General features: G+C 36.1%; 22 protein-coding genes and 2 tRNA genes. All 24 read right to left on the bottom strand.

Going from position 1 to position 23,855, the window contains the following annotated elements:
• Nucleotides 1-75: 75 nt before the first annotated feature.
• Nucleotides 76-1,977, bottom strand: coding sequence for an ATP-dependent zinc metalloprotease FtsH (gene ftsH, locus NSS97_RS00370; RefSeq protein WP_002091565.1), 1,902 nt, complete (start codon nt 1,975-1,977; stop codon nt 76-78).
• An 85-nt stretch (nt 1,978-2,062) separates the two neighbouring features.
• Entirely contained in the window at nt 2,063-2,605 is a 543-nt protein-coding gene (hpt, locus tag NSS97_RS00365) for a hypoxanthine phosphoribosyltransferase (RefSeq protein ID WP_002124550.1), read from the bottom strand.
• A complete protein-coding gene (gene tilS, locus NSS97_RS00360) occupies nt 2,602-4,032 on the bottom strand; it encodes a tRNA lysidine(34) synthetase TilS (protein ID WP_002107305.1) in 1,431 nt (476 codons plus the stop codon). The genes hpt and tilS overlap by 4 nt, the downstream gene beginning before the upstream one ends.
• Nucleotides 4,033-4,235: 203 nt before the next feature.
• On the bottom strand, nt 4,236-6,707 hold the full coding sequence (spoIIE, locus tag NSS97_RS00355) for a stage II sporulation protein E (protein WP_002091571.1): 2,472 nt from the start codon (nt 6,705-6,707) through the stop codon (nt 4,236-4,238).
• A 261-nt stretch (nt 6,708-6,968) separates the two neighbouring features.
• Nucleotides 6,969-7,040, bottom strand: a tRNA-Glu gene (locus NSS97_RS00350).
• Nucleotides 7,041-7,053: 13 nt separating this feature from the next.
• Nucleotides 7,054-7,127 (bottom strand) — tRNA-Met (locus NSS97_RS00345).
• Between the two features lie 159 nt (nt 7,128-7,286).
• On the bottom strand, nt 7,287-7,772 hold the full coding sequence (locus NSS97_RS00340; RefSeq protein ID WP_002009683.1) for a S1 domain-containing RNA-binding protein: 486 nt from the start codon (nt 7,770-7,772) through the stop codon (nt 7,287-7,289).
• Nucleotides 7,773-7,859: 87 nt separating this feature from the next.
• Nucleotides 7,860-8,219, bottom strand: a complete 360-nt coding sequence (divIC, locus tag NSS97_RS00335) for a cell division protein DivIC (RefSeq protein ID WP_002091572.1) — start codon at nt 8,217-8,219, stop codon at nt 7,860-7,862.
• Nucleotides 8,216-8,869 carry a spore cortex biosynthesis protein YabQ gene (yabQ, locus tag NSS97_RS00330; protein WP_002091573.1) on the bottom strand — a complete coding sequence of 218 codons (654 nt, stop codon included), beginning with the start codon at nt 8,867-8,869 and terminating at the stop codon, nt 8,216-8,218. The genes divIC and yabQ overlap by 4 nt, the downstream gene beginning before the upstream one ends.
• Entirely contained in the window at nt 8,866-9,174 is a 309-nt protein-coding gene (gene yabP, locus NSS97_RS00325) for a sporulation protein YabP (RefSeq protein WP_001059101.1), read from the bottom strand. Before yabP ends, yabQ begins: the two co-directional genes overlap by 4 nt.
• Nucleotides 9,175-9,232: 58 nt before the next feature.
• Entirely contained in the window at nt 9,233-9,508 is a 276-nt protein-coding gene (locus tag NSS97_RS00320; protein WP_002009677.1) for an RNA-binding S4 domain-containing protein, read from the bottom strand.
• Between the two features lie 14 nt (nt 9,509-9,522).
• Nucleotides 9,523-10,983: a nucleoside triphosphate pyrophosphohydrolase gene (gene mazG / locus NSS97_RS00315; RefSeq protein ID WP_002009675.1), complete on the bottom strand. Its 1,461-nt coding sequence runs from the start codon at nt 10,981-10,983 to the stop codon at nt 9,523-9,525.
• A gap of 12 nt (nt 10,984-10,995) precedes the next feature.
• Nucleotides 10,996-12,597, bottom strand: coding sequence for a putative polysaccharide biosynthesis protein (locus NSS97_RS00310; protein ID WP_044444392.1), 1,602 nt, complete (start codon nt 12,595-12,597; stop codon nt 10,996-10,998).
• A 231-nt stretch (nt 12,598-12,828) separates the two neighbouring features.
• Nucleotides 12,829-13,365, bottom strand: a complete 537-nt coding sequence (gene spoVT, locus NSS97_RS00305; RefSeq protein WP_002009670.1) for a stage V sporulation protein T — start codon at nt 13,363-13,365, stop codon at nt 12,829-12,831.
• A gap of 135 nt (nt 13,366-13,500) precedes the next feature.
• Nucleotides 13,501-17,031, bottom strand: a complete 3,531-nt coding sequence (mfd, locus tag NSS97_RS00300) for a transcription-repair coupling factor (RefSeq protein ID WP_002130216.1) — start codon at nt 17,029-17,031, stop codon at nt 13,501-13,503.
• A 105-nt stretch (nt 17,032-17,136) separates the two neighbouring features.
• Nucleotides 17,137-17,361: an anti-sigma-F factor Fin family protein gene (locus NSS97_RS00295; RefSeq protein WP_002091576.1), complete on the bottom strand. Its 225-nt coding sequence runs from the start codon at nt 17,359-17,361 to the stop codon at nt 17,137-17,139.
• Between the two features lie 70 nt (nt 17,362-17,431).
• Nucleotides 17,432-17,992, bottom strand: coding sequence for an aminoacyl-tRNA hydrolase (pth, locus tag NSS97_RS00290; protein ID WP_087943057.1), 561 nt, complete (start codon nt 17,990-17,992; stop codon nt 17,432-17,434).
• A 72-nt stretch (nt 17,993-18,064) separates the two neighbouring features.
• On the bottom strand, nt 18,065-19,018 hold the full coding sequence (locus NSS97_RS00285) for a ribose-phosphate diphosphokinase (protein ID WP_002091580.1): 954 nt from the start codon (nt 19,016-19,018) through the stop codon (nt 18,065-18,067).
• Between the two features lie 18 nt (nt 19,019-19,036).
• A complete protein-coding gene (glmU, locus tag NSS97_RS00280) occupies nt 19,037-20,416 on the bottom strand; it encodes a bifunctional UDP-N-acetylglucosamine diphosphorylase/glucosamine-1-phosphate N-acetyltransferase GlmU (RefSeq protein ID WP_002091584.1) in 1,380 nt (459 codons plus the stop codon).
• Nucleotides 20,417-20,741: 325 nt separating this feature from the next.
• Entirely contained in the window at nt 20,742-21,035 is a 294-nt protein-coding gene (spoVG, locus tag NSS97_RS00275; protein ID WP_000454042.1) for a septation regulator SpoVG, read from the bottom strand.
• A gap of 152 nt (nt 21,036-21,187) precedes the next feature.
• Nucleotides 21,188-21,562: a RidA family protein gene (locus tag NSS97_RS00270; RefSeq protein ID WP_000869819.1), complete on the bottom strand. Its 375-nt coding sequence runs from the start codon at nt 21,560-21,562 to the stop codon at nt 21,188-21,190.
• Between the two features lie 123 nt (nt 21,563-21,685).
• Nucleotides 21,686-22,534: a pur operon repressor gene (gene purR / locus NSS97_RS00265; protein ID WP_002091587.1), complete on the bottom strand. Its 849-nt coding sequence runs from the start codon at nt 22,532-22,534 to the stop codon at nt 21,686-21,688.
• A 54-nt stretch (nt 22,535-22,588) separates the two neighbouring features.
• Nucleotides 22,589-23,458, bottom strand: coding sequence for a 4-(cytidine 5'-diphospho)-2-C-methyl-D-erythritol kinase (gene ispE / locus NSS97_RS00260; RefSeq protein ID WP_012260164.1), 870 nt, complete (start codon nt 23,456-23,458; stop codon nt 22,589-22,591).
• Nucleotides 23,459-23,654: 196 nt separating this feature from the next.
• Entirely contained in the window at nt 23,655-23,834 is a 180-nt protein-coding gene (gene sspF, locus NSS97_RS00255) for an acid-soluble spore protein SspF (RefSeq protein ID WP_002094215.1), read from the bottom strand.
• Between the last annotated feature and the right edge of the window lie 21 nt (nt 23,835-23,855).

Raw genomic sequence — 23,855 nt, 5'->3', positions numbered from 1 at the left:
GTTTCATTCAATTTTTTTTGCCACTTAAATTCATTCCACAAAAAAAAGGAGCGACTATTGTCACTCCTTTTTTTCTTACTTATCTTCTGTATCTTCATCGTCTTTCTTCATATTGATGTTTACTTTCACATCATCTGAAGATGTTGGACGCTCAGGTAATCTGCCATAATCATATAAATGATTAATTTGCTCTGCATCTAATGTTTCTACTTCAAGTAACGTTTTCGCGATAATATCAAGCTTATCTCGTTTTTCAGTAAGAATTTGTTTCGCACGAGCATAACAGTCTTTAATAATTATTTGCATTTCCACATCAATTTCATGCGCGATTGCATCACTGTAGTTTTGTTCTGAATGGAAGTCTCTTCCTAAGAATACCTGACCACCTTGTGAGCTACCAAATTGCATCGGTCCAAGCTTATCACTCATCCCGAATTCTGTAACCATACGTCTTGCAATACCAGTCGCACGTTGGAAGTCGTTGTGAGCACCTGTACTTGCTTCACCAAATACAATCTCCTCAGCTACTCGACCACCAAGTAAACCAGTGATTTTATCAAGTAACTCTGGTTTTGTCATGAAGTAACGATCTTCCTTCGGAAGCATTACCGCATATCCACCAGCTTGACCACGAGGGACAATTGTTACTTTATGAACGATATCTGCTTCATCAAGGACAACACCAATTACAGTATGGCCAGCCTCATGGAATGCAACGATATTACGTTCTTTTTCAGAGATAACGCGACTTTTCTTAGCTGGACCTGCAATAACACGATCCGTCGCTTCATCGATGTCACTCATATCAATTTTCTTCTTATCTTGACGCGCAGCTACTAAAGCAGCTTCGTTTAATAAGTTTTCAAGATCGGCACCAGAGAATCCTGGTGTACGAGTTGCAATTGCTCTTAAATTGACATTCTCATCAAGCGGTTTATTACGAGCGTGTACCTTAAGTACAGCTTCACGACCATTTACATCTGGACGATCTACTGTAATTTGACGGTCAAAACGACCTGGACGTAATAACGCTGGATCAAGAATATCAGGACGGTTTGTCGCAGCGATGATAATAATACCTTCGTTTGCACCGAATCCATCCATTTCAACAAGCAATTGGTTCAACGTTTGTTCACGCTCATCATGACCACCGCCAAGACCCGCGCCACGTTGACGTCCTACTGCATCAATTTCATCAATGAAAATGATACAAGGAGCATTTTTCTTTGCATTTTCAAATAAATCACGTACACGGGATGCACCGACACCGACGAACATCTCTACGAAGTCAGAACCACTAATAGAGAAGAACGGAACGCCTGCTTCACCTGCAACAGCACGTGCTAGTAAAGTTTTACCTGTACCTGGAGGTCCCACTAATAGAACACCCTTCGGAATACGGGCACCAACTTCAGCGAACTTACGAGGGTCTTTCAAGAATTCAACTACCTCAACAAGTTCTTGTTTCTCTTCATCCGCTCCAGCAACATCTCTGAAACGAATTTTTTTCTTTTCATCATTGTATAGCTTCGCCTTACTTTTCCCGAAGTTCATAACACGGCTACCGCCGCCCTGAGCTTGGTTTAATAAGAAGAAGAATAAAATGAAAATAATGACAAACGGAATGATAGAAGTAAAGAACGTTACCCAAGCACTTGTTTCTTCTGCTGGTTGATACTTAACTTCAGCCCCTTGCGCTTTATCATTAATTTTCTTTTGTAATTCCTCAGTATTTGGTGCATAAGTAACAAATTGTTCTCCTTGGCTAGAAGTCTTGAATTGTCCCTTTACCTCAAACACACCATTTTTCGGTTGAAGCTGCACATTACGCACTTCACCTTTTTCAAGTTGAGTAATGAATTTATCGTAGCTAACTGATGTCGTTTTTTGCGTCGAACCATTAAAATAGCTCACGATTCCAATTACTACTAAGAATATCAGTAAATAAAAGATGGTATTACGGAAGATACGATTCATTCCTAACCTCCTCTCACGGCATAAACACTATAGTAAATCGTAACATAAAAAAAATTTCCTATACAATTGTAACGCCTATATTTAATTAATTTGAGTAAACACTTGGTTTTAATACTCCTACATAAGGAAGATTACGGTACTGCTCTTTATAATCTAATCCATATCCTACAACAAATTCATGAGGAACAGTAAATCCAACATAATCTGCTTTCAGATCAACCTTACGGCCTGTTGGCTTATCTAATAAAGTAACAATTTTTACAGATTTCGCTTTACGATATTTAAACAGATCCACTAAATAGCTTAGTGTAAGACCGCTATCAATAATATCTTCAACGATTAAAATATCGCGACCTTCTACCGAAGTATCAAGATCTTTTAAGATTTTTACTTCGCCTGTCGAAACTGTAGAGTGACCGTAGCTAGATACAGCCATAAAATCCATTTCAAGATATGTATCTGTTCTCTTTAATAAATCTGCCATAAATGGCATTGCACCCTTTAGTACACCAATCGCAAGAGGTACTGTATTTTTGTAATCCTCTGCAATAACTGCACCTAGTTCGTGCACCTTTTCTTGTATTTGTTCTTCAGAAATTAATACTTTTTCGATATCTTGATTCATCATTTCATTATCCTCCCGGAAGACTCCTTGCTTTTGTAGTGAATAATCATGTATTTACCCTTCTTTGCTAGCTCTTTCGAAGTAGCAAACGCAGATCGTTTCAACAAGGGTACCCAAATAATATTTCCACTTGCGTCACAAACGATCGGCCATTCTTCTCTTTTTTCTTTTGGTACTTTCGCTTCGATAAAAACAGCTTTTATCTTTTTTGTACCATCCATACCTTGCATTGACATGCGATCTCCATTTTCCCTAGACCGAATACGAAGTGGATACGATATATCATTATACTTAGCAACAAATACTGTTTCATTCATGTTACTCGGTATATCTTCGCTCACCTCTGTTACAAGTTTATCCCCATTCGGCAATATAATTGTCCCAGGTACTGATAAATCTTGCGAAAAAGGAGAAACAATTTCTTGTTTAAATCCAAAACCACATTCTTCGTATGTGCGAACAATTTTCAAACCACCTGGAAAATCTAGTGAACCTGAAGGTTGTGCCCGCTTAAAAAATTCAATCACCTTGTCAATATGTATAGAAGAAAGCGAAGATGGAATCTTATATTCATAAAGATAGTTTAATATTAGTTGAATCCCTCTTCTTTGTAAAGGCATAGACATGGATTCAAAGGCAGGAATTGATAAGCTAATTTGTTTATCGCTTTTTTTTGTAATTACTTTATTCATTTTCTCAAAAGCTAATTCCTGCAAATAAGCCTCATCCTCTTGCATCTGCACGCTAAATTTTTGAAATTTCTCATGCATTTGTGGATTTTCTTCTTTCAAATAAGGAAGGACATATTTACGTAATCGATTCCTTGTATATACTTCTTTTTTATTACTCGGATCTATACGCGGAATAACTTTTAATTTATTACAGTAATCAACAATTTCTTCCTTAGTTACCCCAAGTAACGGCCTAATTAAATATCCATTATGAAAAGATCGCTTCACTGCAATTCCTGCGTATCCTTTCGGAGTACTCCCTCGTACAAGGCGCATTAAAATCGTCTCTACTTGATCATCTCCATGGTGACCAAGAGCTACATATCTCGCATCATATTTCTTCATTATTCTTTCCAAAAATGCATATCTGCATTCTCTAGCTGCAACTTGTGCATTCATTCCATATTGCTGTTGATATTGCGACACATTAATCCTTAGCGTTTCACAAATAACTCCTAGCTCTTTGCAGAGACCCTGTACAAACTGTAAATCCTCATAAGATTCATTACCTCTAAACATATGGTCCACATGTGCTACTACAATTTCTAGCTGTTTTTCTGCCCTTTTTTCTAACAAATAATATAAAAGAGCCAAAGAGTCAGGACCACCAGAAACCCCTACAACAATTGTTGAATGTTTCTTTAATACATCATGCTGCTTTACAAAGTCATCTACTTTTTCAACAAATGCATCTTTCAACTTCGCAATCACCTTTCATTAAACAAGAACAACAACATTAGTTACCTTGTATATAATGGTACAACTTTTACAAACATTGTGCAAAAAAAAGATGTACAAAATCCATATTTTTATCTTACATCCCTCCTGTATATTTAACAAAGTAATCACATTACCTTTTTAATCAAAAAAACCTAGGCATCTACCTAGGTTTTTTGATTATTTTATTGCGCCTGCATTCCTACTATTGGAATCGTAGCCCACTTCGGCATATTTTTCTTTACTTTCGCCACCACAATAGTCATATCATCATTTATATAACCATCACCAGAGCGAATTACTTCTTCCATAATAATATCAGCGATTTCCTGTGGGTCCTCTGTTTGTAGTTCTTTAATTTTACGTTTTATCCATAATTCGTGATTCTCCACATGTTGCGCTCCCTCAAAGATGCCGTCACTCATCATGATAAGAAGATCACCCGTTTTTAATTGCTCACCAACCACATCAACTTCAACATCTTCAATGATTCCCATCGGCAAATTACTTGCCTCAATTTTCAAAATATTATTTCCGCGTTTAACAAAACTCGGCGTCGATCCAATCTTTAAAAACTTCGCACTCGCATCCCGCAAATCTACCATAGCCAAGTCAAGCGTTGTATACATCTCCTCTGTCGTCCTTAAAGAAAGAATCGAATTGATGGACTTAATCGCTATTTCTTCATCAATACCTGATTGAAGTATCTTTTGTAATAATTTTACCGTTTCCCTACTCTCCATATGAGCCCTTTGTCCATTTCCCATACCATCACTAATCGCAAGTGCATATTTACCAACACTCAAATCCATCATCGCGTAGGAATCACCTGAAATAAACCCACCACCTTTTGCAGCTGTGGCCAATCCTGTATCAAGAGAATATGTCTTCGCTGAACCAAATGATATTAAACTGTGCCCATTTGGATATGAGGATTTCTCTTCATGCTTAACGACGATATTCTCTTTTAAAATATCTGAAAGCATTGGAGCAACCAACTTCTCACATTCCCCATGTTCATTAGATGCAGCCGGAATCAACATTTCAATATCAATACTTCCTCTATCTAAACAATAAATATCAACATGCTCCACTTCGACACCAAAATCACGAAACGCTTGTAAAATTTGCTCCTCCTGCGCTTGATGGTTCTCTCTTTCTCGTTGTATCTCCTTAGCGAAATCCTCCATCACTTTTGATACACCTAGTAATTGCTCCGCTACAATTCTACGATTTTCCTTCATTTGTTTTCTTAATTTCTGCCCCTCATAGAAGTGATCTAATTCACCCGCTACTAAATCCGTTACTTTCTTCCCTCTCACACAATGCTTGTCCCATTCACGAACTAACTTCCGATTATGCTGCAGCGTTCCTTCTTCTGTTTCACTCATTATTTGTTTCATATAATCGTATGTTTTATCAAAATTAACTACCCAACATTGATCCTTCTTAAAGCATGTTTGACATGTTTTTGCAGTAATTGTACTTAAAAATAAATCAGCTTCTGTTTCTTTATCTTCCTCCTCCACATACCCGTATACAGAAAAGCTATTAGACAAAGCAGCAAATACATTAGCAAATTGATTGATTTTGTTTGCTGTAACATCGCGCACTCTTCTTAAATATTGTTGTTGATCCTGTGAATGTTCCTGTGTACCCGGCATAAATTTAGCAATACGATCCATAACAAGCTTCGGTGTTAATAAGAAGAAAACAATCGCTACACCAGATTCAATTAAAGTTGTTACAATACTTGTTTGCTTGTCTACATATAATGTAATTAAGCTTGTACCAATTAATAAACCTAAACTAACTCCTATACGCTTCCCTTCTTTTAACAATCCCCCAAGCAATCCTGAAAAGGCAAGGAGACTAAGTTGAGACAAGCTCGCCACATTTGCTAAACTTAATATTAACCCAGTGACAACTCCTACCGTGGACCCTGTAGCTGCCCCTGCAATAAAGGCAAATACTAATACTAAATATCTAGTGAAAATATGTTGAATAGAAGCATCATAAACAAACCAATCCGTTGTGCCCGTTAAAACAGATGCTAGTAATATAATCAAACAAACAATTTCTTCTGTTTCTAACGCTTGTTGCTTCCCTTTCCTTTCCACTAAAAGCGGAACACTTTGTAAAAATATCATCGTTAATACGAAGCTAAGCCCCGCTTCGATCGTACTGACGAGCAGATCATACATGGTGACGGTTTGCTGTGCAAAATATACAACAACTAAATGTGCGGTTAATGCGGAGATAAATACTTGGAATGGTACAAGTCCAACAGTTTTACGTGTAAACCGACTAAAGAAGATATTATAAATAAAGAAGGTAAAGATAGATGCAAAAGTAAAAAATAAATTATCTATTGAAACTGAAAGTGCTCCCCCCATTAGGGCTAAGAACGCGAGCGGCATTTTATCTCGCTTCATAACATAAACAGCAGCAAAAAACGGCAATGCAAACGGTAAAATGTTTGTTAATATATATGCTCGTCCCAAAAGAAAACCAATAACAGCAATAATGAATCCCCATCTAAAGAAAACTTTTTCAAACTTCATTCGCAACTTACTCGTCCACTTTATTGTTCCAAGCTGACTTTCATTCATCGCCAATGCACTTGTATTCATAGTATTCCTTCCTGCTTTAGGCATATTTTTAACACCACCTGCATAGTTTAATTACTGTTATTATAAAAGATGATTATTGGTTTTTTTGTCAAAACAACAGTTTTGACTTTTATAATCGTTCGACTTTTTATTCGAAATAAATCTACATATATACATAGTATTTAATTTATTTAAAGTAAGTTGAAAGAATGTTCAGAAAATATAGGGTGATTTTGTAGAAGTATTGTACGTCTTAATTTATATTTAACAAAAAAAGACCATGCAAATTTGCATGATCTTTTTAGATGACCCGTACGGGATTCGAACCCGTGTTACCGCCGTGAAAGGGCGGTGTCTTAACCACTTGACCAACGGGCCGTTAAATTAAATATAGCGGCGGAGGGGATCGAACCCCCGACCTCACGGGTATGAACCGTACGCTCTAGCCAGCTGAGCTACACCGCCATGTCGTCGTATTTAACGGACAATTAGTATATTACATCAGATATATTTTAAAGTCAATACATCTCAAAAACTTTTTTAAAAATATATTCTCTCACATAAAAAAGTACCCGAGTAATTACTCTGGGTACCTCTCTATATGTTAAGAATTAAACGGACTTATTATCCGCGACGTGCGCCACGGCCACCACGTTTAGATTCTGTGTTACGCTTTAAAGAAGTTAAACGATCTTCACTATCTTTTAAAAAGCGTGCCATCTTTTGCTCAAATGTTTCTTTTGGAGCTCGTTCGTTACCGCCACCGCGGTTATCTCTGTTGGAAGAACGATTATTACGTTGTGGACGTCCAGAACGTTGTTGATCACCACCACGTTGGTATTCACCGCGTGGACGATCTCCTTCTGTTTTTTCACGTTCTTTCGCTTTCTTAATAGATAGGCCAATTTTGCCATCTTTTTCAACATTGATAACTTTTACTTCTACTTGGTCGCCTACTTTTAAGTGATCGTTAATATCTTTCACATAATTATCAGCAACTTCACTAATATGAACAAGACCTGTTAAGCCTTCTGGCAGCTCCACAAAAGCCCCAAAATTTGTAATACCTGTTACTTTACCCTGTAACTTGCTGCCTACCTCGATTGACATAAAAAAAATGCTCCTCCTTAGTGGTTAAAAAGTCAAATTTTACTTTATTATATATAATCCTAAAATACAGTGTCAATAAGACATACTCTACTTAGAAACAGGAAAAATTATCTCCCCTTTTCCGGAGAAGAAATAATCCCTTCTAGCAATCTTTAAAACGTACTCTTCATCATTCAACTTTTGAACTTCATCTTTTAGATTCTTTTCTTTTTTCGTTAATGAATCCAGTTCTTTTTTCATGTCCTTAACTTTTGCTTCTTTTGCTTTAATGGAACTGTTTTGTTGATAAAACGTCACACTAATACTAGCAATAATTGTAAAAGCAAAGACAAGAAAAACCGCTAAACGGCGATAAAGTCGCTTCCTGTTCTCATCCGTTTGTATTATATGTTCTTTAACAGGATTTGGACTCTGTTTGTCGATTGTTCTTTGTCTCAGTTCCCTCATTTCCGAGGTCCCCCTAACTTCTTTTTTATACGCACCCATAATTGGAAGATATGTCCCTTCAATTTTGCTACATATTGCAGGAACCCTACATGCTTCATTATAAAAAGTTTAACACGATTAGGGAGAAGTTTCCATATGAGCGAAGCAATAAACCGAACAGGCGAGAAAAAAACTTTCCATATGAAAAGTAATATCCAAATCACCATTTTCCATAACACATGTCCAATTGAAAGCAGTATACGAAATAAGAATAATATAAATGCAATAAATAGCTGTGCTATAATAATAACAGGTTTTATCATGAGTAGCTGTATAATTCGAACAAAAAATTGTGTTGTTTGTACAAAAATATAGATGAGAAAATTTAACATCTTCATGTATAGTGCTTTCAATAAGCTTTGATATGCTGCAAAACCACATAGTAACGCCAAAAATACATATATACGTAGTTCGGCTTCATTTACACGCAGTAATACATAAAAAACGAATAATGCTTGGACAATCCAAAATAGTATATCATGTATAAATACAAGCCAACGTTTACGCTCTTGGCGTTTTAAAAACCGTTGGTATGTATCTAAAGAAGCTCCAATCCAAGCACCCATTCCAATCATCGAAAGCATTGTATACAACTGAATTGTTAGGCTCATTTAAACAACTTACTAAAGAAGCCTTTAGTTTTCTCCCCTTGGTTCTCATCAATATACAGCATTTCATGAACTTTCCCTTTAATTGATACAACACCCTTTTCTACATCTAAATTCTTCATTTGCAAATTTTGACCACGAATTGTTAAAAAACCCATTACAGTCTCGAGTAAAAACTCTTCGCTATCAAAACTCTCTACCTGCTTTACACCGGTAATATCAATTACACGCCTGCCACGCATAATAATATCATGCTCTACCGAAACATTTTGTTGATTAGAAGACATAGGTGAGTAACCATTATTCACGAAAATCCCCCCATAGCTTTATACTAGCTAATAGTAATGTATGAAGGGCTAACCTATTTTAGAACAAGCCTTCTTCCGCTTTCACCTTTTCCTCACGAACGAGACTATACATGTTTGCTGCATCTTCTTTTTTAGTTGTTTCTTTCAATTCATTTACTTTCACAGTTACTATTTTTTGCCCGAAACGAATTGTTAATTCATCCTCTACCTTCACATCTGAACTCGCTTTTGCCACTTGGCCATTAATCGAAATTCTTCCTTGGTCAGACACTTCTTTTGCTAATGTTCTTCTTTTAATTAAACGTGATACTTTCAAAAATTTATCTAGACGCATATCAAATCCCCCTATTAACGCTCTGTTTGTTTTGCCTCTTCCCATAAAATATCTAACTGTTCTAATGATAAATCTTGCATTTCCTTATTCATTTCAGCTACTTTTGCTTCCATGTATAAAAAGCGATCCATAAATTTCTCATTAGTTGAACGTAACGCTTCTTCTGGATCTAATTTATAATGACGAGCTATATTCACAAATGCAAATAGTAAATCACCAAATTCACCTAGCATCTTTTTCTCATCCATGTTTACAACTTCTTGTTGGAATTCTTGCCATTCTTCTAAGGCCTTCTCTATCATCGGCTGCACATCAACCCAATCAAATCCAACCTTTCCAGCTTTCTTCTGAATTTCATAAGCACGCATTAGTTGTGGCAAGCTTTTTGGAATACCCGCTAAAACAGATTCTTTCACGAATCCCTTTTCTTGTTTTTTAATTTCTTCCCAATTTGCAATCACTTCATCAGCATTATTTACATCCGTATCCCCAAACACATGCGGATGACGACGAACCATTTTCTCAGCTAAAGTCCGAATAATATCATCTATAGAGAACCAACCTTCATCCTCTCCAATTTGGGCATGAAGCATAACTTGTAATAATATATCACCTAGTTCTTCTACTAAATGATCATCATCCTCTTCATCAATTGCTTCTAGCACTTCATACGCTTCTTCAATTAAGTATTTCTTTAAAGATTGATGAGTTTGCTTTTTATCCCATGGGCAACCATTCGGTCCACGAAGATCAGCAATAATTGCTCTAAGCACATCAAACTGCTGATATAAGGACGCACGTTCCTTAACTGGCGGTACATACACACTCGTTAAATTATTTAATTCTGTTTCGTGATCTAACATGTATAACGATACCTTTTTCACTTGCTCGAATGAAGTCCCTGCAGCTGTTACGATATACACTTCGTAATCATCTGGCAAAATCTCCATTAACGTTAGCTTCACATCTGAAGCAACGAATGCATCATACACTTGGCAAAAGATTAAATGTTGACGTAATTCTAATTGTCCTCTTTCAAATGATGTAGCATCAATTAATTGGAACCCTTCAATCGGATCAATTTTTAGACTTGCAAACATCGGATCAAGGAAACTTTGTCCACCTTCAATTCGCACTTCAATATTTGCTGCTTCTCCTTTTTCCAAAAGTAGCTGAACTGTTCTTTCTGCTACAAGCGGATGACCTGGAACAGCATAAATAATTTCTGCGCCTTTAGCTTGTTCTAGCAATGTATTCGCAATTGTTTCATATACGATTTCAAATGTATCATGTGCCTCATATACATTATCAAAGGCCGTATACTTTATAGCTTCTTTCTCCAATTCTTCTATAACTGGGTGCTCCTTCGTTCTAACAAACATATGGTCTGCTTCTTTTATCTTTCGATATACACCCATTGTTAACTGATCTAACTCACCAGCACCTAATCCTAAAATAGTAATGATTCCACTCACAACCAGTCACCTCTATCCACTCTTCTTCAATGAACCTTCTTTTTTCTCTTGTTTCATAACGGTTCCTAATTCTTCTTTTGTAAATACACGTAATTTTAAAATTAAAAACATATATGCTAATCCACCGATAGCTACACCTAACAGCGCTTCAAGCGCCGCAATTCCTCTATGTCCTGTATCAATTACTAATCCGGACATTCGCAACATACGCATAAAGATTATTAATACAAACCCCATACCGATACCACTAATAGCTACACCTAACATATTCCGCCTATCAATAAGCGGCTCCGATACAGCTCGCATAAGTAACACACTATTTAGCAAGGCAATTACAATAAGCGCAACTAAAGTTGCAATTGCAGCTCCCTTTACACCAAAATACGGCATTAATATATAGTTTAAAACTAACTTCAAACAACCTCCAAATACAACGAATATTGCTGGTTTTAATGTTTGTCCCACTCCTTGCAAAATGGAAGCAGTTGTAATTGACAATGAACTAAATAAAATAGATAAAGATAAAATCGATAACACATCTGATCCATCACTATTTTCAAACAACATAATATTTGTAGGTTGAATAATACAAGTTAATCCAATAGCAGCTGCAGATCCAATAACAAATGTTATTTTCATTGCTAACTTTACCTTTTCTTGAATAAATGAAAGATCTCCTCTTTCTTTCGCCGCTGTAATAATAGGAATAAGTGACAATGAGAAAGAAGTTGTCACAACAGTACCTAATTGCATAAGTGGGATACTTCTATCATAAACACCTTTTAGTACCTTTGCATTTTCAACTTGCTCTCCCGCACGAATAAGCAAAGTATACAAGGAAATAGAATCCGCCATTTGTATAAAAATAAGGACTAAATTACTAACACAAATCGCTAATCCCTGCCAAAAAAGGATTCGAACAATCCCTTTTTTATTTCTAATTCCCTTCCATCCTTTGAAGAAAATAGCATGGAAATCATGACGCATATAAAGTAAAAGTACGATAATCCCAATAAGCCCGCCTGCAATTGAACCTAGCATGGCACCCGCACCAACTGTATATAAATCAAATCCATGAGCAATAAGGAATAGTGATAAAAATACAATAATAGAAACACGAATCGTTTGTTCAATTACTTGCGAAACAGCCGTCGGCATCATATTATTGAAACCTTGAAAATATCCTCTCGCTACAGATAAAAATGGCATTAGTAGGAATGAAAACGAAATAACACGTAATAATTTATCTAAATGTATATCGCCCATAGCCGATGCAATTGTTTCGGCCCCAAAGAATAATGTGAAAAACCCTATAAATCCAATTCCTAATAAAAACCAAAAAGATACACAAATAATTTCTTCTGCTTCTTTTTGTTTTCCTCGTTCTAATCTTTCTGCGACCATTTTTGAAATAATAATGGGAAACCCATAAGTAGCTAAAATCAAACAAAATCCATAAAACGGATAAATTTGTTGGTAAATATAAAAACCAACATCACCCGCTATATTTTGATATGGAATACGGTAAAAAGCGCTTAATACCTTCGTAACAAAACTTGCGATTGTTAATATAATAGCCCCACGCCAAAAGGCTTGGTACTTCTTCGCTTCCATACAAGAAAACTCCTTTTTCTATTCTCACCCCTCGTATTATATCACAAAGAAAAACTGGCTCTCCTTCATATTCCTTACATTCACTGACTTCTTTCAACAGCAAAAATATTCAATGAAAAAAGGTAGCAAAGCGCTACCTTCGTTCAATATACTTATATCTCCAAATAGTTAATTTCTCAAATAGAAATATCATAATTAGGAAAGATTGCTACTTATAGAAATTACACTTCGCTACTGCTCCATTTGTTTCGCTAAAAAGCTTGCAGCTGTATTTACTGATTTATGCTCTACTTCACTTATAATAGCCTCTTTAGAGAAGATAACGACAGCTCCGATTGGATCTCCATTTGCAATAATCGAGCCAATTGTATAAGAGCTCACTTTTTCTGTTACTCCATCAATAATTGAAATTTCGCTTTCATCTGTCATAATTACAGACTTACGCTCTTCCATTGTCTTCTCAATTAAATCGCCAACACTTTTATTTAAGTATTCTTTTTTAGATGCGCCTGCTACTGCGATAATAGAATCACGATCGCATACAAGCACATTATGTCCTAAGCTATCGTATAAAGCTTCCGTATATTCCTTTGCAAAATTACCTAGTTCACTAATTGGAGAATATTTTTTCAAAATCACTTCTCCATCGCGATCAACAAATATTTCTAGTGGATCTCCCTCACGAATACGTAAAGTTCTACGAATTTCCTTCGGAATTACTACCCTGCCTAAATCATCAATTCGACGTACGATTCCAGTTGCTTTCATTCTAATGCTGCCTCACTTTCTACTGATGATCAAAGTGGTGAATTTACCTGTTCATGTAAAAATCACCAACTATTAAACATAGTATTTTACACATTAGTTCTTCTATGCACGTCGAATTGTATTTTTTATCTTATATTAGGCATTTATTACTTCTTTTTTTACATCTGGCAAGCCTTTTAATAAATTTTCAGCAATTGTTAACCATTTCGACGTCTCTAATCCATTCGTTTTCATCACAATTTTCAATTGTGACCCCTCCATACCAAGACCGATCATACGGCCAAAACTACTTCCTAGCATGAATAATTTTCCACCATCTATATTTTGGCTCGCTTGTTCAGAAAACAGGAATGTTACTTCAAATTTATTTTGCTTAATTAACTCAATTTTTTCTTTCATTGCCAACACTTTAATGTTTGCAATTTGTAATAAATAACCAACTTCTTGTGGATAATCACCAAATCTGTCGATCATCTCTTCCTGCAACTCTTCAATATCTTCAATTGCAGAAATACCTCTAAATTGTTTATACATCATAATTTTTTGTTTACTATCTGAAATGTACGCATCCGGTAAATATGCATCTACTTCTAAATCAATTTCAACATTAACGGTATTTTCAACTCCGTCTGTTCCTCTACGTTGCTCAATTGCATCTTTTAACATTTGAGAATATAGATCAAATCCGACAGAATCAATAAATCCATGTTGTTCTGCCCCTAACAAATTACCCGCACCACGAATTGATAAGTCTCTCATCGCAATTTTGAAACCAGATCCAAGCTCTGTAAACTCTTTAATTGCTTGCAGACGCCTCTCTGCAACTTCCGATAACACTTTATCACGTTTGTATGCAAAGTATGCATACGCGACGCGATTAGAACGCCCAACACGACCACGAAGCTGATACAACTGCGATAATCCCATACGATCTGCATCAAATACAATTAATGTATTTACATTCGGAATATCTACACCCGTCTCAATAATTGTTGTACTTACAAGAACATCATGCTGCCCTTCTAAAAACGATAGCATAACAGACTCTAATTCACCTTCATTCATTTTCCCATGTGCGTATGTTACACGAGCATCTGGAACTAACATCGAAATTTCATCTGCTTTTCTTTCAATATCCTCCACACGGTTATATAGGAAGTAAATTTGACCGCCTCTTGCTAACTCTCGCTCTATCGCTTCTCGCATTAACGCTGGATTATACTCTACTACATATGTTTGTACTGGGAAACGATTCTCTGGTGGTGTCTCAATAACAGATAAATCGCGCACACCAAGCATAGACATATGAAGTGTACGTGGAATCGGAGTTGCCGTTAATGTTAACACGTCAACATTTGCTTTCAATTGTTTAATTTTTTCTTTATGTGTAACGCCGAATCTTTGTTCTTCATCAATAATAAGAAGTCCTAAATCTTTATAAGTAACATCTTTAGATAAAATACGATGCGTTCCGATTACAATATCCACCGTTCCATCTTTTAAACCTTTAATCGTTTCATTTTGTTGTTTTCGTGTACGGAATCTACTTAGTAACCCTATATTAATCGGATAATCTTGAAAACGCTCTCGAATTGTTTCATAGTGTTGTTGTGCAAGGATTGTTGTTGGTACTAAAATCGCAACTTGTTTTTCATCCATAATTGCTTTAAATGCCGCACGAATAGCTACTTCCGTCTTTCCATATCCTACGTCACCACAAAGAAGCCTATCCATCGGACGTCCGCGTTCCATATCTTTCTTAATCTCTTCAATAGAACGTAATTGATCCTCTGTCTCTTGATATGGGAATAAAGATTCAAACTCTTGTTGCTCTGCCGTATCTGGTGTATATGCATAACCTTTTGAGGCTTCACGCTCGGCATATAATTTAATTAGGTCATCTGCAATGTCTTGTACAGATTTTTCAACTTTCGTTTTGACCTTCTTCCAATCATTTCCGCCTAATTTATAAACTTTTGGTTCCTTACCTTCAGACCCTACGTATTTTTGCACTTGATCAATTTGTTCAATTGGAACGTATAACTTATCATTACCTTGATATTTAATATTTAAATAATCTTTATGAACACCATTAATCTCTAATGTCTCAATACCTAAAAATTTACCTATACCATGATTTACGTGAACTACATGGTCTCCAACTTTTAATTCCGAATAACTTTTAATACGTTCAGCGTTAGATAACTTTTGCTTACGTTGTGATTTTTTAACCTTCTTATGAAAAAGCTCCTTTTCAGTAATGACAACAAACTTTTGCATCGGCATTTCAAAGCCTGCATGTAAATCACCTACAGCAATTTGTAACCTTCCAGGCAATAAGATATCTGTCGCCTCTACAATGTCTGCATCAATATCATAATCACTTAAAATATGTTGTAGTTTTTTTACACGTTCATCATCTGTTCCAAGCACAACGGTCGTAAAATTACCTTCATTCCATCTATCAATTTCAGTTTTTAACAAATGCATCTGTCCGTGGAAATCTTGCATCGTTTTACATGTCACATTTACAATATTTTGAGGATGTGTGTGTGCTATATGGCGTAAGAATAACGTTAAATATACAAAACTTCTTTTTTTATTATGAAGAAACTCCTCAAACGAGTGGGAGAAAGATAAATCTTGAATAATTGTTCCTTCGCCAAGAAGTGAGATATACCATTCCGCTTCTTCTGTTTCAAGATGTGATGCTGTTTCTTGAATACGGGAAATCTCATCTAAAATTACAACACCATTTTCTGGTAAATAATCTATCAGACTAGCAGGTTCTTTATAGAAAATAGATAAATATTTAAACATTTGTTCTATACTCTGCCCGTTTTTCAACATTTCAATTTCATGACTAACCGTCTCAAGCACAGTAGTCTTTAATTTATCATCGGAAAGCTTTTGCATCGTCTTAGTCAAACCTTCTTCAAGATGCTTAATTCCCGATTTCAATTCTTCCTGTGAAAATAAAAACTCTGTTGCTGGACCGAACTTAACACTTTCCTTTTTATCTTGAGAACGCTGTTCATCCACATCAAACAATCGAATAGAATCGACTTCTGTATCGAAGAATTCAATACGAAACGGTAATTCTTCCGTTAATGGGTAAATATCTAATATTCCCCCGCGTAAACTGAACTCTCCTGGAGCTTCTACCATTGACTTACGCTCGTAGCCAATATGATGTAAAGTATGCAAGAGTGCATCTAAATCAATCTCTTGCCCTAGATTGATTTCAATTTGCCTTTGCTTCCATAATTCTTTTATTGGTAAAAACCTACGCAGCCCTGCAACTGGCGCTACAATAATCCCATTCTCTCCTGCAGCTAAGCGATTTAACACTTCAATACGCTGTGCCTTCAATTCTGGACTTGCAACACCAACCTCCGATGCTATCAATTCATTTACCGGATATAGCCAAACATCTTTTTCACCAAGTAACGCCACTAAATCTTCATGTACTTTTTGTGCTTGGTATAAATTGTGCGTCACGATAAGTTGTGATTGCTTTGTCTTTTTATATAAAGCTGCCATTAATAATGAACGAGAGGATGTTGCCATACCCGATACAAGTTGTTCTTTCAACCCATCTTCTAGCCCATTAATAACCGATTGTATTTCTTCATTTTTATAAAATTGCTCTAATAAACCTATCATTTTCAAAACTCCTCTCAACATAAAGAGCAAGTTACTATATTTTATGCAAATATTTTGGAAAAAGAAAACAGAAAAATGCTTTGGACATGCCAAAGCGACAACATTTTATTGCAGAAATTTTTCATATTCATAATACTCAGGATAAGATGCGAGCGTTTCTTGACACGATTCACAAATCGTTTTTATATATATATTTCCATTCTCATGAAAATGAATCATATCCACTACTTCTTGCTCTGTTAGTTGAAACAAAACGTCGCTATATACTTTTTCTGCGATAATGGAGCCCACATTACTTCCACAATGTCTACAGTAATAATAACCTTCCATACTAGCCTCCTAAATATCCAATTGCTACTAGTATGGGATAAAACAAAATAAAATATTCCAGATTGTGCGCTTAGCTATTAAAAGTATTCATGATTTGGAGAAAAGGTTTATTTAACCATTCCTCACATGCATCTGCTGCATTTTCAATGGATTGATTAACGCCAGATATTTCTTCAGATGTAAAACGTCCTAATACGTAATCCACTACTTTTATCCCATTTTTCGGACGATCGATTCCCATGCGGATACGTTGAAATTCTTGTGTTCCTAAATGTGAAATTGTTGATTTCACACCATTATGTCCACCCGCACTACCTTTCATGCGAAGGCGTAATTTACCTACAGGAATATCTAAATCATCGTACATAACAATGAAGTCCTCGACATCAATTTTATAATAATCCATGAGTGGACGGATACTTTCCCCAGATAAATTCATATATGTAAGTGGCTTTAGTAAGATTACTTTTTCCCCATTAACAAAGCCTGCGCCAAATACCCCTTTAAACTTTTGTTCATTCAAAGAAATACTCCAACGTTTTGCAAGTTCATCGATTGCCATAAATCCAATATTATGCCTTGTTAATTCATATTCTCTACCTGGGTTCCCAAGTCCTACTATTAATTTCATTCTTGTACCACTACTTTCTTTTTTCGATACGAAAAGACGTAACCAAGCTTGGTTACGTCTCATTCTATCCAATTAATTGAATAATACACTTACAGATTCTTCTTCGTATACACGAATGATTGCTTCTCCGATTAATGGAGCAACTGAAAGTTCATGTACTTTATCAATTTTCTTCTCTTCTGGTAATACGATAGAGTTCGTTACAACTAACTCTTTAATATTCGAATTTTGAATACGCTCAATTGCTGGACCAGATAATACTGGGTGTGTACAGCAAGCATATACTTCAGAAGCACCGTTCTCAACAAGAGCGTTTGCCGCTAATGTAATTGTACCAGCTGTATCAATGATGTCATCAATTAAAATTGCTGTTTTGCCTTCGATGTTACCGATAATGTTCATTACCTCTGATACATTCGGACGAGGACGACGCTTATCAATAATAGCGATTGGCGCTTTTAGGCGATCCGCCATTTTTCTAGCACGCGTTACACCACCGTGATCAGGAGATACGATTACGATATCTTTAAGGCCTTTTGCTTCAAAGTAGTCTGAAAGAATCGGTACACCCATTAAGTGGTCGATCGGGATATCAAAGAATCCTTGAATTTGCGGAGCATGTAAATCTAGAGTGATTACACGAGTTGCACCTGCTGTTTCAAGCAAGTTTGCTACAAGTTTCGATGTAATTGGTTCACGAGAACGCGCTTTACGGTCTTGACGCGCATAACCATAGTAAGGAATAACAATATTAATTGTTTTTGCAGATGCACGTTTTAATGCATCAATCATAATAAGTAATTCCATGATATGTTCGTTTACTGGGAAGCTTGTAGATTGAATAATGAATACATCGCAACCACGGATACTTTCTTCAATGTTAATTTGAACTTCTCCATCACTAAAACGATCAACAGAACATTTTCCTAGTCCTACTCCAATATGCTTTGCGATTTGCTCAGCAAGTTCCTTATTAGAGTTTAAAGAGAATACTTTCAAATTAGAATTTAGATATTGAGTCGACATCTAGATTAACCCTCCACATTATGATTTTTTCTTATTCAGCAATTGATCAACATAGTCTTCTTTGTTAACTTGACGTGCACGTGCTACTGATAATGCTTTTGATGGAACATTCTCTGTTATTGTAGAGCCTGCTGCCACATAAGCACCATCTTCAACTGTTACAGGAGCAACAAGGTTTGAATTACATCCAATAAATACCCCGTTACCAATTACAGTTTTAAATTTATTCTTGCCGTCGTAGTTCACCGTAATTGAACCACAACCAAGATTCACGTCTTCTCCAACTTGTGCATCCCCGATATAACTTAAGTGTGAAGCTTTACTTCTATTACCAAAAACAGTTTTTTTAATTTCTACGAAGTTTCCAACGCGCACTTCATCTCCAATAACTGAATCTGGGCGAATATGTGCAAATGGACCAACTGATACTTCTGTACCAAGTTTGCTGTCATGTACAGTAGATTGACGAATTACCGTACGATCTCCAATTTCACTATCGCGAATTACTGTATGCGGTCCAATTTCACAATCAGAACCAATTACAGTGTTCCCCTCAATAACCGTTCCTGGGTGAAGAACTGTATCACTACCAATAATTGCATCCGCAGAAATGTATGTGTTACTTGGATCAATAATTGTAACACCATTTACCATGTTCTTTCTGTTGATACGATTTTTCATAATAATTTCCGCTTGCGATAGAGCGACTCTGTCGTTAACACCTAACGTTTCATCGAAGTGCTCTGTTTGATAAGCTGATACAATATGACCTTCATTTTTTAAAATTTCAATAACGTCCGGAAGGTAATATTCGCCCTGTACATTATCATTTGAAACTTTAGAAAGTGAAGCAAATAAAGCTTTATTATCAAAACAATACGTACCTGTATTGATTTCTTTAATAGCTAATTCTTTTTCATTTGCATCCTTATGCTCAACAATCTTTTCAACATGACCATTCTCATTACGAACGATACGGCCATATCCAGCAGGCTCTTCTATGTACGCTGTTAGTACCGTCGCCATTGCTCCCGCTTCTTCGTGTTGCTGAAGCAATGCTTCCATCGTTTCAGCAGTTATTAGAGGTGTATCACCACAAATAACTAAAGTTGTTCCCTCTTCATTTGCAAGTACACTTGCAGCTTGATCGACAGCATGAGCTGTACCAAGTTGTTCTGCTTGTAATGCAAACTCACTTACGTTTCCTAGCTGTTCTTGTACCTTTTCAGCACCATGTCCAACGACTGTTACAAGTTTCTGCAATCCTAATTGAGATACTTCATTGACTACATGTTGTACCATTGGTTTTCCACATACAGGATGCAGCACTTTGTATAGCTTGGACTTCATACGTGTGCCTTTACCTGCAGCTAGAATCACTGCAAATCTGTTTGACATATAGACCCTCCATCGCAACCTATTTATCCATTAACGATATTATCCTAAATCATCATATATTTCAAGAAACACATTATAACTATTAAATTTTACCATAATTCTTATAAGATGTTTTACTCTTTAGTATCTTTTTTAAGGAATAAGCTATACTATTTTAAATGATTTTGAAAAAATTAGAAGTTTTTCATCTTTATTTTTTCAAAATATGAATTTTTATAATTAGAAACGTGTATTATTCAAAAAAAAAACAAACTCCTGTAAATGCTTACAGGAGTTTGCTACAAAATTATAAGACTTTCTTTCAAAAGCCCTTTTCATTCGAATTTTACGAAGCACCTGCTTCTTCAAACTCAACCTCTTCTAACTCGCCTAAACGATGATACTCTGTTAAAACCGCATCTTGAATTTTAGAGCGTGTATTAGAATTAATTGGATGTGCAATGTCACGGAATTCTCCATCTGGAGTACGTTTACTTGGCATTGCTACAAATAATCCATTATTACCATCAATTACACGAATATCATGAACAACAAATTCATGGTCTAGAGTAATAGAGGCAATTGCTCTCATGCGGCCTTCTGTGTTTACGCGGCGTAATCTTACGTCAGTCACTTCCATCTTGTGTTCACCACCCTTTTCTAAATAAGCGATATATTTGTATAAATTCCACAAATTTTCTATTTTCCCTTTAATTTTTTAAAAATTTTTAAGATAAAAATTTTTATTGTAGTTGAATATAAGGATTAGTAGAGGTTATCGCTTACAAAGAGTTACTTAACTAGGGCAATTACTTCGATTTCAACAGAAACATCTTTCGGTAATTTTGCTACTTGTACACAAGAACGCGCTGGTTTATGAGTAGAGAAATAAGAACCGTATACTTCATTAACAGCATTAAAATCATCCATATCCTTCAAGAATACTGTTGTTTTTACCACTGTATCAAATGAAGCACCTGCTTCTGCTAATACCGCTTGTAAATTTTCAAATACTTGCTCTGTTTGTACTGTTACATCTCCTGTTACAAGTTCTCCACTTGCCGTTAACGGAATTTGTCCTGAACTATAGAACATATTATTCACAATAATCCCTTGTGAATATGGTCCGATTGCCTGTGGTGCTTTGCTTGTTTGAACAACTTTCATACTTTTCACCCTTTTATTATTTATTTTTACTCTTTAAAAATAGTGTACCAAAGGCAGTTTGTCCATCTATTTTGTAATTTATAAATAGGAATAAAAAAAGGTAAAGCTATCTGCTTTACCTTTTTACTCAGCCTCTACAAGCCCTTTATCAAATGGTGCAAGTGCATAATTCCCCTTTTCCACTTGAATCGCTTTTTCTTTCACATCAACTTCTGACAGACGAATTAATGATACAAAGTTATTAATAAGTCTTTCTTCAATATCCGTAGACTCTACTAATACGCCAATCCCAACAACATTAGCTTTAAACTCTTCTAGCATGCTCATCATACCTTGAATGGTTCCGCCAGCTTTCATAAAGTCATCAATAATTAAAACATTGGACCCTTCTGGAAGGCTACGCTTTGCTAAAGTCATCGTTTGGATTCGCTTAGAGGAACCTGATACATAGTTAATACTAACAGTGGGTCCTTCTGTTACCTTATTATCTTTTCTCGCAATTACTACCGGTACATCTAAGTAGTTCGCTACTGCATAAGCAAGCGGAATTCCTTTTGTCGCTACCGTCATAACCGCATCAATTGGTTGCCTAGCAAAAACAGAAGCAAATAAACGACCTGCGCCATTAATCTGGCGAGGATTACTTAAAAGATCCGTCATATATAAGTAACCGCCAGGCAAAATACGGTCTGGGTTTTCAAATAAGCTACAAAGCTCGTTAATAATCAGATTTGCCTCTTCTTCACTTATATAAGGAATATATTTCACTCCTCCTGCTGCTCCTGGTACCGTTTGCAATGTGCCGACACCTTGTTGTTCAAACGTTTGCTTAATAATAACTAAATCTTCACTAATGGAAGATTTAGCCGATTGATACCTTTCAGCAAAAAAAGTGAGAGAAACTAGCTGACGAGGATTTTGTAACAAGTAATACGTCAGATCGACCAATCTTGTACTTCGTCTAATTTTCATACTCTCACCTCAAATCACGAATATTCTAAACAAATCATAACGTATTATACGTCTTTATTCAAGCGTTTCTCGCTCTCCTAATAAACGCACTGCATATACTTGCTCGCAAAATCCTTTTAACCCGTTATATATGCGGTGCATTCGCGAATCATGGTGTACAAGACCAAATACAGTTGGGCCACTTCCACTCATTAATACGGCATCTGCCCCAAAGCGTTTCATCTGTGATTTAATACGTGCAACCTCGGGATGCATCGCAAACGTCACATCTTCTAAAACGTTACCAACAGTATCACAAATTCCTTTATAATCGCCATGGTTAATGACTTCAACCATTTTATCTACATTTGGATGAGTAACACGATTTAATTTTAAATTTCCGTACACGTCAGCAGTAGATACACCAATGTGGGGCTTTGCTAAAACAACCCAACAAGAAGGCGGAGTCTTTATATGTTCAATTTCTTCTCCTCTTCCAGTGGCAATAGCAGTTCCACCATATACACAGAACGATACATCTGACCCAATCTCTGCGCCAAGCTTTGCTAATTCATCGATTGTTAGCCCTAAATTCCATAACTTATTAAGGCCACGTAATGTCGCTGCTGCATCACTACTTCCACCTGCTAATCCAGCGGCTACTGGAATCGTTTTTTCAATAGTAATAGACACACCTTTTTTTACATTAAACTTCACTTTTAATAATTTCGCTGCTTGATAAGCTAAATTGCGTTGGTCGTCTGGGACATACCGATTATGGGACAAAATTTCAATACGGTCTTCTGCTAATTCCGTTAGCTCTAAACGATCTGCCAAGTCGATTGTTGTCATAATCATTTTCACTTCATGATATCCATCTTGTCTTTTTCCCAGTACATCTAACGACAGATTAATCTTTGCTGGTGCTTTCACTAGTAGCTTCAATCTATTCACCCACTCTATGTACTCAATCTTTTATCGTTTATTTTACCATAAATTTATAGTAAGACGATGACACTTCCCTAATTATATCGAAAAGCATTCAGAATGAAACTACTTATGTCAAATGATGGCACCTTTTAGCGTGCAAAAAGCCGAGGAATCTCTCCTCGGCTACCGTAGCATAGAAAGTATCTTACAACTACTGGTTTCGTTTCATTAATTGCTGTTCTGCAATTTCTATAGCACGTTTCACCATATTACCAGCATCTTTCGCACGAATTCCGCCCCATCCTTCTTTCTGAACAACATCATAAAAGCCAAGCTCTTTTGCAAGCTCTTCTTTAAATTGATTTGACATGACTCCTCTTCGTCTACTCAATGCAGAGTCCCTCCTTATTTT

Origin of the sequence: Bacillus sp. FSL R12-0074, from assembly GCF_038005725.1 — a bacterium.
In the GTDB taxonomy this organism is placed as follows: domain Bacteria; phylum Bacillota; class Bacilli; order Bacillales; family Bacillaceae_G; genus Bacillus_A; species Bacillus_A mycoides.
Note: the sequence above shows the minus strand (reverse complement) of the source record. Positions and strands in the feature narration are given on the sequence as shown.